Origin of the sequence: Actinacidiphila yeochonensis CN732 (assembly GCF_000745345.1) — a bacterium.
Taxonomy (GTDB): domain Bacteria; phylum Actinomycetota; class Actinomycetes; order Streptomycetales; family Streptomycetaceae; genus Actinacidiphila; species Actinacidiphila yeochonensis.
In genome coordinates, this window is the sequence record NZ_JQNR01000005.1 from 1,382,143 (window position 1) to 1,397,906 (window position 15,764).

12 protein-coding genes, 1 tRNA gene and 1 pseudogene are annotated in these 15,764 nt (G+C 67.4%); 10 read left to right on the forward strand and 4 right to left on the reverse strand.

All coding sequences use genetic code 11. The features are described 5' to 3' along the window. Positions 1-118 precede the first annotated feature (118 nt). Both BS72_RS17690 and BS72_RS17695 read left to right on the forward strand, forming a co-directional pair. Positions 119-1,315 (forward strand): ATP-binding protein, encoded by a 1,197-nt coding sequence (locus BS72_RS17690; RefSeq protein ID WP_232792449.1) that lies wholly within the window; start codon positions 119-121, stop codon positions 1,313-1,315. Further along, complete coding sequence (locus BS72_RS17695) at positions 1,312-2,373, forward strand: ParA family protein (RefSeq protein ID WP_037911749.1); 1,062 nt, start codon at positions 1,312-1,314, stop codon at positions 2,371-2,373. Before BS72_RS17690 ends, BS72_RS17695 begins: the two co-directional genes overlap by 4 nt. 52 nt (positions 2,374-2,425) lie before the next feature. Here the strand turns inward: BS72_RS17695 and BS72_RS17700 are convergent. Further along, positions 2,426-2,890: pseudogene (locus BS72_RS17700) on the reverse strand (aminotransferase class I/II-fold pyridoxal phosphate-dependent enzyme); the annotation flags it as partial. A 23-nt stretch (positions 2,891-2,913) separates the two neighbouring features. Between BS72_RS17700 and BS72_RS17705 the strand changes: the two are divergent. Beyond that, complete coding sequence (locus BS72_RS17705; RefSeq protein ID WP_037911754.1) at positions 2,914-4,362, forward strand: recombinase family protein; 1,449 nt, start codon at positions 2,914-2,916, stop codon at positions 4,360-4,362. Positions 4,363-4,425: 63 nt separating this feature from the next. On the opposite strand, the gene BS72_RS17710 is transcribed toward BS72_RS17705, so the two are convergent. Next, positions 4,426-5,187 carry a DUF6338 family protein gene (locus BS72_RS17710; RefSeq protein WP_037911755.1) on the reverse strand — a complete coding sequence of 254 codons (762 nt, stop codon included), beginning with the start codon at positions 5,185-5,187 and terminating at the stop codon, positions 4,426-4,428. A gap of 145 nt (positions 5,188-5,332) precedes the next feature. On the opposite strand from BS72_RS17710, the gene BS72_RS34285 reads away from it, so the two are divergent. Further along, the gene (locus BS72_RS34285) at positions 5,333-8,194 is read left to right on the forward strand and encodes a CHAT domain-containing protein (RefSeq protein ID WP_078901445.1); all 2,862 of its coding nucleotides are present in this window, start codon (positions 5,333-5,335) and stop codon (positions 8,192-8,194) included. A 474-nt stretch (positions 8,195-8,668) separates the two neighbouring features. Here BS72_RS34285 and BS72_RS36590 read toward each other — a convergent pair. Then, positions 8,669-8,742, reverse strand: a tRNA-Met gene (locus BS72_RS36590). A gap of 550 nt (positions 8,743-9,292) precedes the next feature. Here BS72_RS36590 and BS72_RS17715 point away from each other — a divergent pair. From BS72_RS17715 to BS72_RS17740, 6 genes are all read left to right on the forward strand, one after another. Further along, positions 9,293-9,484, forward strand: coding sequence for a hypothetical protein (locus BS72_RS17715; protein WP_157856267.1), 192 nt, complete (start codon positions 9,293-9,295; stop codon positions 9,482-9,484). Positions 9,485-9,869: 385 nt separating this feature from the next. Further along, positions 9,870-10,778 carry a helix-turn-helix domain-containing protein gene (locus BS72_RS17720; RefSeq protein ID WP_037911758.1) on the forward strand — a complete coding sequence of 303 codons (909 nt, stop codon included), beginning with the start codon at positions 9,870-9,872 and terminating at the stop codon, positions 10,776-10,778. Between the two features lie 177 nt (positions 10,779-10,955). Next, positions 10,956-11,825 carry a DUF2637 domain-containing protein gene (locus tag BS72_RS17725; RefSeq protein ID WP_037911759.1) on the forward strand — a complete coding sequence of 290 codons (870 nt, stop codon included), beginning with the start codon at positions 10,956-10,958 and terminating at the stop codon, positions 11,823-11,825. Between the two features lie 248 nt (positions 11,826-12,073). Beyond that, a complete protein-coding gene (locus tag BS72_RS32460; protein ID WP_157856268.1) occupies positions 12,074-12,748 on the forward strand; it encodes a hypothetical protein in 675 nt (224 codons plus the stop codon). Beyond that, positions 12,748-14,493, forward strand: a complete 1,746-nt coding sequence (locus tag BS72_RS17735) for a relaxase family protein (RefSeq protein WP_051951212.1) — start codon at positions 12,748-12,750, stop codon at positions 14,491-14,493. The genes BS72_RS32460 and BS72_RS17735 overlap by 1 nt, the downstream gene beginning before the upstream one ends. A gap of 44 nt (positions 14,494-14,537) precedes the next feature. After that, positions 14,538-14,966: a hypothetical protein gene (locus BS72_RS17740; protein WP_037911762.1), complete on the forward strand. Its 429-nt coding sequence runs from the start codon at positions 14,538-14,540 to the stop codon at positions 14,964-14,966. A gap of 16 nt (positions 14,967-14,982) precedes the next feature. On the opposite strand, the gene BS72_RS17745 is transcribed toward BS72_RS17740, so the two are convergent. Further along, the gene (locus tag BS72_RS17745; protein ID WP_037911763.1) at positions 14,983-15,759 is read right to left on the reverse strand and encodes a 3-deoxy-manno-octulosonate cytidylyltransferase; all 777 of its coding nucleotides are present in this window, start codon (positions 15,757-15,759) and stop codon (positions 14,983-14,985) included. Positions 15,760-15,764: the final 5 nt, after the last annotated feature.

Sequence of the window (15,764 nt, forward strand, 5' to 3'; positions counted from 1 at the left end):
GTCGGGCGCACGGTGCCGAAGTCGCGAGTGCGGGACATCAGGGGCGGCTCCGTTCACACGCTGGTGCCGCCTCCCAAGAACCGGCCCCGGTGAGCAGCCATGATGAAGAATGGCAGCCGTGGACACCCCTGACCTTGCTGACGCCCTGGGCACCCGAGAAACGCCTTGGCTCGAGTTCAAGAGCACGGCGAAGCGCGCGGGCAAGCGCGGCGACGCGATGGGCAACGCCGTGTGCGCGATGGCCAATGACCTTGCCGGACGCGGCGGCGGAGACATCCTCATCGGGGTGGACGACACAGGTGAACCGATTGACGGCGTCGACACCAGCGACCAGGCACTGCTCGCCCTGACAGATCTCCGGGACGACGGCCGGATCCTCGACCGTCCCTCGTTCACCGTCGAGGCCGCTCTCTACAAGGGCAAGCCGGTGGTTCGGATCAGGGTGGAGGCATCGGCGACGCCTCCCGTGCGGTTCGAAGGCGTGGTGTGGGTACGGCCCGGTCCCACGACGCGACGCGCGACGCGCGACGACGAACGGGTACTGGCCGAGCGCCGACGTGTGGCCGACAGCCCGTACGACACCCGACCGGTGCCGTCGAGCACACTGGACGATCTCGACCTCGGGCTCTTCCGCACCACGTACCTGCCCGCCGTGGTCGACCCCGACGTGATCGAGGAGAACGGGCGCCCGCTGCCCCAGCAGTTGGCCTCGCTGCATCTGGCCCGCTCGGTGGACCACCCGGTTCCGACCGTGCTGGGGCTGCTGGTCACGGGCTTCGACCCGAGCGACTTCGTTCCGGGCGCGTACGTACAGTTCGTTCGCTACCAGGGCGTGGATTTCGACGCACCGATCGCCGACGACCAGGAACTCCGGCAGAACATCGTCGACACGGCCGCACGCCTTGAGCCCGTCCTCCGGGGCCATCTCCGGACCCGGCTGGTGGAAGACGGGTTCCGGGAGGAGCACCGGCCCGAATATCCCTTCGAGGCGCTCCGTGAGGTCTGTATGAACGCGCTCATGCACCGCAACTACGAGAGCTCCTACGCGGCAACCCGCATTTCCTGGTTCGACGACAGGATCGAGGTCACCAACCCCGGTGGTCCTTACGGACAGGTCCGCAGCGACAACTTCGACCGTGTCAACGACTACCGAAACCCTTCGCTGGCAGCCGCCATGAAGTCGCTCGGCTATGTCAACCGGTTCGGCCGAGGCATCGGTCGAATCCGAGCGGCTCTGGAGCGCAACGGAAATCCCCCTCCCGAATTCCAGGTCGACGATTCCTCGTGGTCGGTCACCCTGAGGAGGGCGGCATGACATCCATTGCGCTTTTCAATAACAAGGGTGGTGTCGGAAAGACCACTCTCGCGTACCACCTGGCCCACATGTTCCAGCGCATCGGCCTTCGGGTTCTCGCCGTGGATCTCGATCCGCAGTCGAACCTCACGGCCATGTGTCTGGACGAATCCGAACTGGAGGAACTGTGGGAGGACTCCTCGGAACTCATCGACCAGGGGGTGCGGAATCCCGCGTTCCCCGCGACCGGCCGGGTCGGTCCAGGCCAGACCGTCGCTGACGCCGTCCGCCCGATCCTCGAAGGCACGGGCGACATCGAGACGGTCCGTCCCGCCGCTCTGGCGCCGGGTCTCTGGCTGCTGCCGGGGAGCCTTGAACTGAGCCGGTTCGAGGACAAGCTCTCCAGCGAGTGGTTCAAGACCTACGCGGGGGATATCGCGGCGATCAGGACGACAACGGCATTCCACCGCATCGTCCAGGACGCCGCCAGGACGGTGGAGGCGGATATCGTCCTCATCGACATCGGTCCCAATCTCGGCGCGATCAACAGGGCCGCACTGCTTGCCGCGGACACGGTGCTCATGCCGCTCGCCGCCGACCTCTTCTCCCTCAAGGGCCTGCGGAATCTCGGCCCGACGCTGCGCGGTTGGCGGCAGGACTGGCAGCATGCCATTCTGCCGCGCGTGCCCGGCAACATCTCGGCCCCCAAGGCGCTGATGCGACCCCTCGGGTATGTGATCATGCAGCCTGAAATGCGCCTTGACCGCCCGGTCAAGGCATACGCCCGATGGTTGGAGCGTATTCCGTGGGTCTTCGGTACGGCTGTGCTGGGCCAGGAGACGGCTTCTCCGACTGACCGCTCCTACGAGATCGCGACGCTGAGGAACTACCGAAGCCTCATGCCGCTGGCCCATGACGCCCGGAAGCCGATGTTCGACCTCAAGCCGGCTGACGGAGCGCTCGGCAGTACGCAGAAATACGTCCAGACCTGTTTCCGCGAGTTCCACGCGCTGGCGGAGGCGGTCCTCTCGCGCCTCGCGGAACGCGAGGCCCGGGAGGTTCACCCCGCGGCGGACTGATCACGGCTCGGCGCCACTCTCACAGCTTGGCAGCCCGGCCGGGTTGCCAGGCTCACGTGGGAGAAGGGCTGCCGTCCTGTGCGGCCAGACCCTTCAGGCGGCTGGCGGCTTCGGTGAGGACGTCCTGCTTCTTGCAGAAGGTGAAGCGGACCTGGGTGCGGCCGGCGGTGGGGTGGTCGTAGAAGACGGAGTTGGGGACGGCGACGACGCCGGTGCGGGTGGGGAGCTCGCGGCAGAAGGCCAGGGCGTCGGTGCCGGGGGCGAGGGGGGTGATGTCGGTGGTGACGAAGTAGGTGCCCTGGGGCTCGTAGACGGTGAAGCGGGCCTCGCGCAGGCCGTTGGCGAGCAGGTCGCGCTTGGCGCGGAGATCCTCGCGGAAGCCGGCGTAGTAGGCGTCCGGGAGGGCGAGGGCTTCGGCGACGGCGTACTGGAAGGGGCCGGCGCTCACGTAGGTGAGGAACTGCTTGGCGGTGCGGACGGCGGCCACCAGCTCCCGCGTGCCCGTGACCCAGGCCACCCCGTTTTCATACACTCATTCGCATGTCGCGCACCAGGCCCGCCAGGGGTACCACCAGCCACGACGTCGCCGGGGAGCCGGCGGCGGTCTACTGCCGCATATCCCAGGCGGACGACGACGACCAGACCGGCGTCGACCGCCAGGAACGGATCTGCCGGGAGATCGCCGAGCGCCGCGGCCTGATCATCGACCCCGCCCACGTGTACGTGGACAACAGCCGCTCGGCGTGGAGCCGCAGGCGGAAGCGGCCCGGCTGGGACCGCCTGCTGGACGATGCCCGGGAGCGCGGCTTCCGGCACATCATCGCCTACCACCCCGACCGGCTCATGCGGCAGCCCCGGGACCTGGAGGAGTTGCTCCAGGTCTCCGACGACCACGCGATCACCCTCCACGGTGAGGCGAACCGCCGGGACCTCTCCGACCCCGACGACCGTTTCATCCTGCGGATTGAGGTCGCGCACGCCTGCCGTTCGTCGGACGACACCTCGCGGCGGTTGAAGTCCGCGATGCAGGACCGCGCGCGGGAGGGCAAGCCGCAGGGCGGCATGCGGCGGTTCGGCTACACCAAGGACGGCATGACCATCGTCGAGGACGAGGCGGAGATCGTCCGCGAGGTCTTCGACCGCTACCTCAAGGGAGAGGGCGCGGCTCCACTCGCGAAGGACCTCCATAGCCGGGGCATCCGTACGGCCGGCGGCAAGGCGTGGAACGCCGGAACGGTGCGCGGCCTGCTCGACTCCCGGCACGTTGCCGGCATCCGGATGCACCGGGGCGAGGAGGTCGGTCTCGGCACCTGGCCCGCGATCATTGACGCGGGCGTATGGGCCGAGGTGAGGGCCCGGCGTGAGTTCCGATCGGCAGCCCACAGGGAAGCGCTCAGCAAACCCCCGCAGCGGTACTACCTCCTGCGCGGTCTGGTGATGTGCGGGCGCTGCGGCACCCTAATGTCGGGCACCGCGAAGACGGCGGGGCCCGCGTACCAGTGCAATCGGCGCGGGCGGAACGACGAGAAGAAGTGCTCTCGGGCGATTGTGGCCTCGACGCTGGAGGACTTCGTCAGCGACGCCGCCGTCAAGCTGCTCAGCGAGCTCCGGGTGGACGGTCGGCTCGCCAGCAGCAACCTCTCCGAGGGCGTGGCCGAGGAGGTGGAGGACGACCAGCGCCAGCTCGCCGAGCTGAACGACATGTGGACGGCGAAGGAGCTATCCACGGCGGAGTACCGGAAGATGCGCAAGGAGATCACCGACCGTATTGCCAAGGCTCAACGCAAGGTCGTCATCCGCCCGATGGTCCTCCTCGACGGCCTCACCGGTGCAGGAGCACGTGCTGCCTGGGACGCCGACGAGATGACGGATGAGCGCCGCAACGCGGTGCTGCGGTTCCTCTTCTCCGGCGTCGTCATCGATGAACCGAAGAAGCTCGGCCGCTACATGGACTGGGACCGGATCAGCATCGACCAGAACCCGCTGTAGCGAGTGGCAGTTTTCAGGCGTGCCTGCCTGAGTCACCCTTCGTTGGCCGCACCCGTGTCTGGTTCAGCTGTCGGAGGGGGCGTGGGCGGGGCCTGGGTCGGCTCCGGCCGGGTGCCGACGGGCCTGTAGCCCCTCTTCTCGTTGGGGTCCAACTGCGGTCGAGTTTCGGTCACTGGTCGTGTCTCCGTCTGCAGTCACAGGATGTACCTCGATGAAGTCGAGATGCTCCACGTCATCCATCCGAATATAGAGTCCGCCGGAACGTTCCAGGGGGTGTTCAAACAAGCCGGCGGCGGAAACAGCCCAGGCGGTCTGCAAGTACAGGTCAGCGGCCTGCGGGTAGCTCGACGTGAAGGAGTCTTCACCGTAGTATCCGCCGATCCAGCGGCCACTCTTCAGTCGCGCCCGCACCAGGCAGTGGCTCCGACGTTGGAAGACCCGGTCCCATGCCGTGGGTGTCGGGTCGTACGTCGACCTGTTGCCCCGCGAGGAGAGCCAGGACGTGAGCCACGCGGCGAAAGCCGGAACGGCAACGAAGAGGGTTGCGGCCATCAGGGCTGCAACACGCGGACTCTCAGCCGCCCCCTTCAACCAACCTTGGTGGCGGTCGTAGACCAGGTGCACCAACGCGGGGCCTGCGAGGAAGACATAGACCGTGTCGAGAGCGATGCCCGCCGTCACCGCTCGGAGTACACGTTCGCCCAGGTCTCTGTGGGCGGGGGCCAGGCCGCGCGCGCGTTCGCGGACGAACTGGTAGGTCACGCCGGGAAGCACCAGGAAGAGAACGATCACTACCTGGGCGACAGTTGTGGGCGCGTGCGGCATCGCCGTATGTCCTTCCGGATGGCTTGTGCAAGAACCGTTGCAGCGGACCTGATGGCTTGAAGTTCTCACGAAGCGTCGTAACTTGCTGGTGCCCTAGACATAATGCCCTGGTACTTGTGAACCGTTGCGACGCCAGGAGCGCCTGATGCCAGACAACCTGTCCCGGATGCGTTCTACCTGGGCCGACAGCCTCACAGCGCGGGTCTGTCGTGAACTCGGGCCCGATTCGAGTTGTTACGGCATGTTCCCCCAGTGGGTCGCAGACGAGCCGTCAGCCCTTGCCGCCCTGCTAGCTCGCATCGCTGTCGAAGATATCAAAGGCAGTTCCCCGCTGGCTATCGGTGACCACCTGCTTTCAACTGCCCTCGTCGATTCCAGGGCTTCCCGCCGCGCAATTACTGGCGAGCTCGTCATGCCTGTTCTGCGAACGGTTCGTAAAAAAGGTGTTCCGTGGCAGCGTTGGTGGGACGTTTCCGGCTTGCATGTGCTGCTCATCGAGTTGTGGGCTGGACATCGACTCTCGACTCAGCCCATAGAGATGGTACGCGAGGAGCTAACGAGCGTATGGCGCATTCCGGGCGACATGCTGGAAACCGCCCTCCGCAACACTGTAGATCCGTACGTCTCGTTGCCGCCGGATATCCTTCACGAATCACCTACCGGTAGGGCGAGTATGTGCTTCCGGGCCCTCGTCTCCGGTGGCTGGATCAAGATTACCCGAGGGGAGGACATCCTGCGGGCCAGGCCGGAGCTGACTGACCGGCCTGATCTCGCGGAGGTCGCGAAGCGCCTCCAGACCCGCACCGATCTGGAGAATTCGGTGGGCCGCATCAGGAACCCATCGGCGGAATTACTCGTCGCGCTACGCGAGGATCTTGATATCTGGGATGGTCAGATGAATGAGGTCCTATCCTGTTTGACGGCGTATGAACTCGATTTGCTGAAGTTCGCGACGGATGACGATCGATATGCAGAAGAATGTCTTGCGGCGGGTAGAGCAATATATAAAGCTCCACTGCTGGCGGACGATGCCCTGTTGTGGGAACCGAATGCGAACGATCAGAGCTCCTCGGTACCCGATTGGATGATCGAAGAAGTCGTCACTGGTGGAACCCGCTTCTTTCATGTTCAGGGAGGCCCTCACCCAATTTGGCTAGCTACAGCTGAGACTGACACTCACGTGGCCGCCATGCAAGCGTTGATTGAGCCGGGTGCACAGTATGGCTTCACGATTGAGGACTATGGTGATGGCCTAAGAATCTGGCTGGTGTTTCCCACGCCCCCGGGCGATCCAAGTCCTCCTCTGCGCGCTCCGTACACCTACTCCCTAGCCTGGGTGGAACATGCCTGGGAGCTTTTGCACCTTGCGATGGTCGGGTATGTCCGCCTCGGCGTGGTCCGACTTGCGGGCGATGGCGAACTCAAGGCTGTGGGAAGTTTCTGGCTCGCCCTGCCGGAGGAGTTTCAGTCAGCGTGCAAGAAATCCGCGATCACGGCGCTTCGTCAAACGGTTGGTGACGATACACAGAGCATCAATCAGAAGATGGCCAACGAAGGTCTCGACCACACCGGGGCGGTGGCTTTTTGGATCTGTGAAAATGCAAAGGCTGAGGATATCCAGGAAGAACTTACCTTGGTGTCCGATAATATCGAATATCGAAAATTCATGTATGCTGCGCGGCGCCTTGCCCGTGCGCGCGCCTGGGAGGCGTCCTACCTACTTGACGGCAAGGACACGCGCGAAGTAAGTGTGGCGGTCGCAGCCGCAATCGAAGATCGGCAGCGCGCCAGGGAAATACTCCGAGCGGATGTGAGCCGAGGAGTGGGAAGGCCCGGTGCCAGTTGCGAAGACGACATGTTGTTGTTGGGCGAGCAGACAATTTTCGTGCACCTAATGAACCACTATGGGGGACTTCAGATCGCTGCATGCACGACTAGTGCGGGCCGCGCGGACTTCGAGCTGGCTTCGTGTGAGGAGCTTTCCCGGGGAAATTATTTTCGAGAGGTTGTAGATGAATGGGTGCGGCTACCGCAGGACGCGCCGGGGCGTGTGTGGTACGAATTCCTAAAGCAGGCGCTCGCTGCTTTCAGTGAAATGGTAGAAGTCATCCTTGAAATGAGAGGGCGGCATGAGTTCGGTCGGTTGATAATTAGTCCCACGGCTCCTCTAGAGCTGTTGCCGCTCCATGCTGTTCCGCTGCGCGCCCCGCGGGCCGTGACATTGAGTGACGTTTTCGATCACGTTGCTTATGCTCCTACGGTTCGCCTCGCGGCAGCCATCAAAAGGTCGCAGCGGCATTCACTCGCCGTTGAGGTCCTTGTGGTTGCACACAGCGGGGACGGCGTACCGGGGCTCTCTTCGATCGTCGGCCCACTCTGCGAGGCCGAACTGATCGCCGGCCTATGCGACGACGCAGAGGTTATCTCTCAAGAGGAAGCGACCCCTGATCGAATTCTGAAGGCGATGCCCAGGGCGCGAATAGTCCACATGGCGGCCCACGGCCTGACACATATCAACCGGTGGGCTGCCGGACTTGTGCTGCACGGTAGTTCCCTTGGGGCAGCCACGTTGACCGCGAGTAGAATTCTCGCCGAAGGTACGCTCAGCGGCGTCGATCTGGTCATTCTGAACGCTTGCAGAACGGGCACGCATGAAGGGGGCGGTCGTAGTGTGCAGACTCTGCGAAGTCTTGAGTCTGCGTTCCTGGCTCGCGGGGCAAAGGCGGTTATTTCCACGCTTTGGGAGATCACTGATTTGCAAGGGGTCGTTTTTTCTGCGGTACTCCATGCCTATCTCGGGGCTGGCGTGAACCCGCACTCTGCTTTCACTAATACCACTCGATACCTGCGGGCGGGGCACTGGAAAGATCCCTCTCAAGGAGGTCCATTGCTTTCCGCTGAATTGGCCATCGACTCGGTGCTTTCAGACTGGCGCAGCCACCTGCATCAACAGGCTACCGATAATCCGCTGTTCTGGGCCGCTTTTAAGATCACCGGTGTTGCGTGAGTCGTCTTTTGTGATTCTGAAGTCGACGGGTTCCATCGATTCTCAATTCTGGGCTGCTCCAACTACTGCGTTACGCGTGGTAGCCAGCATGTACTCCACGGTGTGAAACGCAGCTGGTCCACAGCCTTCCGTACGGCTCCGAGTGCCCTCACATGGGAGTAGACGCTCTCGGCGGGCACCATCTCGCGAGCCGCGCATGAGTGGCGGGAGCTCGGCTCGGCCAGGACCATCGGTGTCACGGCAAACTCGGCGGATGACGTGTCTACAAGCGAGGCTGGCCTTGCGCATCTGCCGCCGATGCAGGGATCCAGACGGCGGCTACGGACGAGCTTGCCGAGTCTCGGTCCAATCTTCTGGACTGCGGTAGCGGTTCGTTTGGCCCGCGGAGAGGACAGCGCGCAGCTCTTCCTGAAAGGACGTTGCCTGGCCCCGGGGCGTCAGTCGCTAGGGGATCGATCTCTCGCAGGGAGGGGATGGGGCTGACCGGATTCGAACCGGCGTCCTCCCACATGCGGTGGAGGCGCGACAACCACTGCGCTACGAACCCCATCCCGCTCGCAATCGTACGAGCCGCATGCCCTTCGCTGCTCCCGAATTATTCGGGCGTGACGGTGCATCACTCAGCGCGGGCCAGCCCGTGGAAGCTGAGCCAGGGACTGGCGTACGTGAACGACGTCCGTGAGAGCTGGGCCGTCGCCTATATCACGGTTTCGCGGTCCGACCCAGCCCACCGTCGCGTGGCACTGTCGGCTCCGGCGCAGGAGCCCGGACCTGGGGTTCGTGCGCTGAGTAGAGCCCTGTCCGGTGGTGAGCGAGGGAGCGTGAAATCGATGCGGGAGACGGTGGAGCCATGGAGAGCGCGGAGCGTGGGTGCGGTGTCCCGGCCCGCTCTATAGCCCGGAAAGTGCCGTCAGGCAAAACGCGTTTCCTGCGGATCCTTGTTGTTATCCGCCGCACGGAGGGCGTCAGACCTCCGGCCGACGGCTGCGCGGTGCAGTGGTGTTGGAGCACCGCTCGCCCGGGCGCATGACGACCGACCGCCTGCTCTACCCCGCGGCACACGGCCTGCCAGCCTCGTGCCGCTCCGAGGACACACCTATGCCCGAACCCCAGCAGCGGCCTGCCGCGCTACTGCCGCCTGCTGCCCCCGACCGCCGCCCGCCTGCGGACGAGGATCGGGAAGCCGCGCTGCAACGCGTCTGCGCCGGCTTCGTCACGACGATCAGTCCGCGCAGCGCCGCCCGGCTCGCGGAGCTGCTTTCCAGCACGACGTACGTCCAGGCTGCCTGACCGCGCCTGGGTACGGGAGCGGCCCCTGGCGTTGGAGCGCCAAGGGCCGTGAGAACTCCCGGACGACCGCCCAAACGATCTATCGGGCGCCGCTGGCCTGCCAGCCGGCGCGGCGCCCGAGTGAGGAAGCACTATGTTCCAGCCTACGTCCCGACCGACGCGTGCCGCGCCCGCGCGGCGGACGCTTCGTCCGTCGGCGTTGTCCGGGCGCGGGAGGACGTCTGCTTCGGCCGACGAGCAGCGCCTGATGTGCGATCAATTGCCGTCGCGAACAGGTCGATTGGTTCTGCTTTGCGTGGTACGTTCGGTCGCAGACCAAGTCAATAAGGTGACCCCGGCAGCGCGCCAACGCTCCGGGGTCCGGCACAAGGAGATTGCGCTCCTCATGCAGATCCATCGTAGCCGCCATGCGCGCGGCTTCACGGTCCTGCCCAACACGTTGCTCCAGGACCGGCGGCTTTCGTACACCGCCCGCGGCGTGCTCGTCGACCTCCTCTCCCGCCCGGACGGCTGGTCGGAGGACGGCCGCCGGATGGCTGCCACCAGTCCGCAGGGCCGTCACACGGTCGCCAAGGCGCTCCGCGAGTTGGCCGCCTTCGGTTACTACCGGGTCGAGCGGGTCCGCCGCGCGGACGGGACCTTCATCAGCGAGGTGCACGTCTTCGATACGCCGCAGGTCGCTCCGGATGTCACCCGTCCGGGACCCGGTGCGGCGGAGTCCGAAGACCGTGGCGCCCACCCCGTAAAGGACCGTGGGAAAGAACCCACCCTCCCAGCCCGGCGGCCGTGCGCCGCCACGGGGGAGGAGGGGCGGGAGAAGCCCCCAGCGGCGACGCAGCCCGCTCCGACCGGCCCGGTGAGCGAGGCGGTGGCAATGCTCTTCCGTGTGCTCCGCTCCGAGCCGCGCCTACGCCTCGGCACGGCGGAGGCCCTGGCCCTCGCCCCGCTGGTCAGGGCCTGGCTGGAGCGCGGGTACGGCGAGCGTGACCTGGCCGGCGCCCTCCTCGACGGCCTGCCCGAGCCCGTGCACAGCGCCACAGCGCTCCTCCGCGACCGCCTCACCCGCAAGCTCCCACCGGCGCCGGAGGCGGCCTCTTCTCCGGTGAGGCCGCGCCCGCACGAGTGCGGGCAGTGCGCCCGCCCGATCCCGCACGAAGGGATCTGCCGCGCCTGCGCGGGCTTGGCCCACGAGCCCGACGACACCGCCGCGCGCGCAAGCATCGCCGCCCGAGGCCGCGCCAGGGTGCGCGCCGCCCTCAACGCGGGCGCCGTCCCGGCCGTCTCCAGAGCCTGACCTCGCTCACCTCGGCCGATACGGCAGCCCCGGGCCCAGGCAAGGGTTGCCCGCGCCCGTAAGCCGTCCTGGCCTGACACGTGCCCGGACGCGCCCTCGTACGCCCTCTCCTGGCGCCCCCGCCTTCCTCCGGCATGCCCGGAACACCACCACCTGCACGTCCTGACTGGAGCTTCCATGTCCGCCACCGCACAATCCCGCCCTGGCCGCCGCACCCCGGCGGAGCCCGAGAGCCGCCGACGCACGTCGTGGTGGGATCCCTTCGCGCTGATTCTGCTCGGCTTGGCCGGAGGCGCGCTGTCGTACGACGCGCTGCGGCAAATGGCCGTCGCCGTTCACATCCGCCCGCACCTCGCGTACCTGTTCCCCCTGGTTGTCGACGGGTTCATCGCGTACGGCGTCCGCGCGCTGCTCGTCCTGCGCGACGCGCCCTGGGCCGCCCGCGCCTATGCATGGGCGCTCTTCGGAACGGCGTCCACCGCCAGCCTGTGGGCCAACGCGGTGCACGCCATCCGCCTCAACCAGCCCGGCGTCCACACGCTGACGCTCGGCGACAACACCGTTGCAGTGCTCTCCGCGATCGCGCCGCTGGCGTTGGCCGGAGCGACCCACATGTACATCATCGTCGGCCGCCACAGCGGAGGACACGGCTCGGCCGCCGGAACTCCTGTCACAGCCACCGGGGCTCCGGCCGAAATTCCGGCGACGAAGCCCCGAGCCGAAGCCCGTGTCGCGGCCGGAACCGGACCGGCGGCTCCGGAAGGCGCACCCGTTCCGGCGGCTGGTGAGCGCCGCCGCCGGAAAGCGAGCGGCACGTCCGGCCGGAATCCGAAGGCCGGGAAGGGCGGGCGCAAGGCCGAGGCGTCGATCGACGAGCTCGCCGACATCATCCGCCGCGCCCACTCCGATTCCGGCCAGGTCACCCGCGCGATGGCCCGCGAGGCCATCGAGGCGCACGGGGTCTCCGCAGGCAACGACCGCATAGCCGAAGCGCTCAAGTCCATCCAAGACGCGGAGCCAGCCAGGCCCCACCCCAGCACCGAGTGAACGAGCCGTGTGGGGTGGCCCCGCCTGGCCACCCCACACGGTGGACGCGGCCTCCCGAGACTGGCCGCCCCCCGGGCGTCAGCCCCTAACCGGTCCGTTGCCTAAGCCCTCGCAGCAGCCCACAGACGCTGGAGAAGCGCATGTTCCGCCACCACACTGCCGACGATCACCCCGGGGACGGGAAGAGGACACGCAGGGCGCCGACCAGCAACGGAGCCGCCGACCACCAGCCTTGCGGGGGAGCAAGCTTGGGCATCCGTGCCACCGTTGGCGGCCCGGACGCGGATGCCTCCGCCCCAGGGGTGGCGGAGGTGGGCCCGGCGGGGGCGCCGGATCTGGAAGTCGCGGCCGAGGGCGGCAGCGACCTGGAGACGCTCGCGCGCGTGCAGCCGTCCGCTGCGTACGGCCAAGGCCCCGCATCGCCGGACGAACGCGCTGGTCGCAAGGACCTCGCCGCCTTCCTCCACGACGGCCTCGCCGCCATGGACCGGCCACGGCTCGCGGCCGATCACCCCGACAGCCGGCCGATGAAGCCGAAACGCCTGCGCCCGCGCGGCGCCGAACCCCGCGACCAGCACCGCACGATGCGCTTCGCATCGTCCGAGATCGCCCTGATCGAGCAGGCGGTCGCCGAACGCGGCCCGTCGTTCTCCGGCTTCGTCGCCGACGCCGCCGTGGCCGTCGCCACCAACCGCATTACGGCCGTCCTCCCCCACGAGCGCGCCCTGCGCGCGCTCGGCGACGAATTCGGCCGGGCTCTCTACGCCCTCGGCAAGGTGGGCAACAACCTCAACCAGCTCGTCCGGCAACTCCACATCACCGTCCCCGTGGAGCCGTCACGGGTCGAGGCCACACTCGCCCGCCTGGACGACGTCCTGGCGGACATCCACGACGTGACGCTGCGCCTCAACGAGGCGGCCTGATGGTGCCCGACATCCAGAAGAAGCTCGGCTCGGACACCCGGGGTCTGCTCGGCTACCTCTACGGCCCCGGCAGGCACGACGAGCACTTCGACCCGCACATGGTGGGCGCGTGGCTCGACCGCGGGGTGCCAGATCCCGGCCGCGACGAACGCGTGACGCTGACCCGGCTGGCCGACCTCCTTGACGTACCGGTGAACCGGCTGCGAGCGGAAGGCCGACCCCGCAACGGCGGCCACGTATGGCACTGCCCGGTACGGACCGCGCCCGAGGACCGCGAGCTGTCGGACGCGGAGTGGGGCGAGGTCGCGCGGCGGGTCGTGCACGCCACGGGCATCGCCCCCGACGGCGACGAGATGGCGTGCCGGTGGATCGCCGTACGGCACGCCGCCGACCACATCCACATCTTGGCGACGTACGTACGTGAGGACGGCCGGGCCCCGCGGGACCACGGCGCCGCTCGGCGCGCGCAGGACGAGTGCCGCAAGCTAGAGCACGAACTGGGCCTGCGGCGGCTCAAGTCAGGCGACCGGACGGCCCCCCGCCGGCCTTCGAGCGCGGAGCAGCACAAGGCGGAGAGGCAGGGCTGGGAGCAGTCCTCACGCGAATGGCTCCGGCAGCAGATCCGCTCGGCCCTCGCGCACGCCACTGCGCCCGAAGAGTTCCTGGACCTGCTGCAGACCGGTCTCGGTGTGAACGTTCAGATCCGCCGGTTCGCCGCGTCAGGCGACATCGCGGGCTACAAGGTCAACCGCCCCGGCGACGTGAACAAGGACGGCAAGCCCGTGTGGTTCGCCGCCTCGGACCTGGGCAAGGACCTGTCCTGGCCCCAGGTGAGCGAGCGCCTGGCTGCGAACCCGCCCCGGGAGGACCACCCGACGGCACGCCGCACCCGCCCAGAGCACCCGCTGTTCGCCTACGCGGAGGCCATCGACACCCACCTGATCGCCGCGCTCACCGACGACGGGGGAGACGACGGTGCTGCACAGGCACACATCGTCGCCTTCCACGAGAGCATCACCGTCCTCGTCCAGCAGGTCCCTCTCGAGCTCCGTCAGCAGCTCCGGCAGGCCGAGCAAGCTCTCGCGCGAGCCACCGTCTCTCAGACCAAGGCAGAGCACCAGGCCACCCGGCAGTTCCGTAATGCGACCCGCGAGCTGATCTACCTGGCCACCAGCGGAACCGCACCCGGCGAGGGCGTCATCGCCGTCGCCTTGGCCGCGACGGTCTTCGCCGTGCAGCTCATCGAACGATGGCACGCCCGCCGCCAACACCAGCAGCAGGCGGAAGCCGCCCGTCAGACCGTCGCCCAGCTCCAGCAAGCAGCCGACCAAGCCGCACTTCGCCCCCTCGCCGCCATGGCACAGCACGCACCGGCACCCGGAGCAGAAGTGGGCTTCGCACGCGACCTGGCCACCGCGGTGCCCGATCACGCCGGGCGAATCGTCGCGGACCCACAGTGGCCCGCGCTGGCCGGCGCTCTGACGGAGGTTGCCCAGCGCGGGCACGACCCGCACCAGCTCCTCCGCCAAGCGGCGCGACAGCGCGAACTCGACAGCGCCCGCAGCCCCGCCCCTGTCCTCGCGCTACGCGTCCAGCGCCTGGGCTACCAGCCCGTCCCCAACCGCCGCGCGGATGCCGCCCGCGTGCGCAGCGTCGGCCATCGAACCGCCACCGACCCCGGGCTGCTCACGCCACCGCCCACGCCCACCACCCCACAGACCAGGGGCGGTCCCCGCCGCCTCTGATTCGAGAATCCCCCGTTCACCACCCAGCAGAGGAAAAGATCAGCATGAACAACTCCGTTGAGACCACCGCCGCGAACGAAGCGAGCTCCGCGACCAAGGCACACTCGCCGTTCTGGCTCACCGACCCCGAGACGCGCGCCCGTATACACGCTGCAGTGGGGGAGCTCGTCGCCGTGACCTACTGGGCCGTCCAGGACGAGGTGACCTTCCTTGAGGCCCTCGACTCCCTCGCCGACTCGACCTGCGACGGCCTCAAGTTGAGCCGCGTCTTTGCCCCACTGATCCAGGCACGAGCAGCTGCCTTCGCGGCCCAGTGGCAGGCGGAGTACGCCGAGACCGTCGATCCGCTCGGCGAGGACTTCCTCCGGTACGTCGCCGCTTTCGAGGGGTATCCGTCGGCAGTCCAGGCCAACCTGCTCGATGCCTACGACGACCGCTGTGATGCGACCGGGCTGGTGGAGATCGAGGTCTAACCGGAAGGAGCGGGATCTACGGAAGGGGCGCGGCTGATCGTCGCGCCCCTTTCATACGAGCTGCGGCCCTGCGCAGGTCCTCGGGGGTGTCCACCGCCATGCCGTCGTCGTCGACGAGAACGGCTCGGACCGCATAGCCGTGCTCGATGAATCGCATCATCTCCACACCCTCAGCCTGCTCCAACGGGCCCTGGTCGAGCGCGTGGAAGGCGTGCAGGGCAGCTGGGGTGAAGCCGTAGAGGCCGAGCTGGCGGAGGTACGTCGGGTAGGTGCCGCGCGGGTACGGGATCGGCTGGCGGGAGAACATCAGGGCGTTGCCGGATGTGGCGGTGACCGCCTTGACGACGTTGTGGTTGAGGATGGCTGCCGGAGCACGCAACTCGGTGCAGGCATTGACGGCGACGACGTCCGAGGCGGACTCCGTCAGGGCCGCGGACACCGCGTCGATGGCGGCGGAGCTGATGAAGGGCTCGTCGCCTTGGACGTTGATGAAGGCGTCCGCGTCGAGATGCTGGGCGCACTCGGCCACCCGGTCCGTTCCGGTCGCGAGTTCGCCGGTCATTACGCTGCGGATGCCGAGGTCGTCGCAGGCCGCGCGAATGCGATCGTCGTCTGTTGCCACGACGACCTCGGCGAGGGTGCTGGCTTCGAGGCAGCGTTGGTACACGTGCCAGAACAGAGGCTTCTCGCCCAGGAGCGCAAGAGGCTTCCCGGGGAATCTGGAAGCGCCCCAGCGGCAGGGGATCACTGCGACGTGGCGCGGTCGCGAAGGGGCTCGTCGTTTGTTGGCCATGGGGC

Coding starts and splice junctions, on each gene's coding strand:
- BS72_RS17695 (WP_037911749.1), top strand. CDS start 1,312: ATGACATCCATTGCGCTTTTCAATAACAAGGGTGGTGTCGGAAAGACC.
- BS72_RS17705 (WP_037911754.1), top strand. CDS start 2,914: ATGTCGCGCACCAGGCCCGCCAGGGGTACCACCAGCCACGACGTCGCC.
- BS72_RS17710 (WP_037911755.1), bottom strand. CDS start 5,187: ATGCCGCACGCGCCCACAACTGTCGCCCAGGTAGTGATCGTTCTCTTC.
- BS72_RS34285 (WP_078901445.1), top strand. CDS start 5,333: ATGCCAGACAACCTGTCCCGGATGCGTTCTACCTGGGCCGACAGCCTC.
- BS72_RS17715 (WP_157856267.1), top strand. CDS start 9,293: ATGCCCGAACCCCAGCAGCGGCCTGCCGCGCTACTGCCGCCTGCTGCC.
- BS72_RS17720 (WP_037911758.1), top strand. CDS start 9,870: ATGCAGATCCATCGTAGCCGCCATGCGCGCGGCTTCACGGTCCTGCCC.
- BS72_RS17725 (WP_037911759.1), top strand. CDS start 10,956: ATGTCCGCCACCGCACAATCCCGCCCTGGCCGCCGCACCCCGGCGGAG.
- BS72_RS17735 (WP_051951212.1), top strand. CDS start 12,748: ATGGTGCCCGACATCCAGAAGAAGCTCGGCTCGGACACCCGGGGTCTG.
- BS72_RS17740 (WP_037911762.1), top strand. CDS start 14,538: ATGAACAACTCCGTTGAGACCACCGCCGCGAACGAAGCGAGCTCCGCG.
- BS72_RS17745 (WP_037911763.1), bottom strand. CDS start 15,759: ATGGCCAACAAACGACGAGCCCCTTCGCGACCGCGCCACGTCGCAGTG.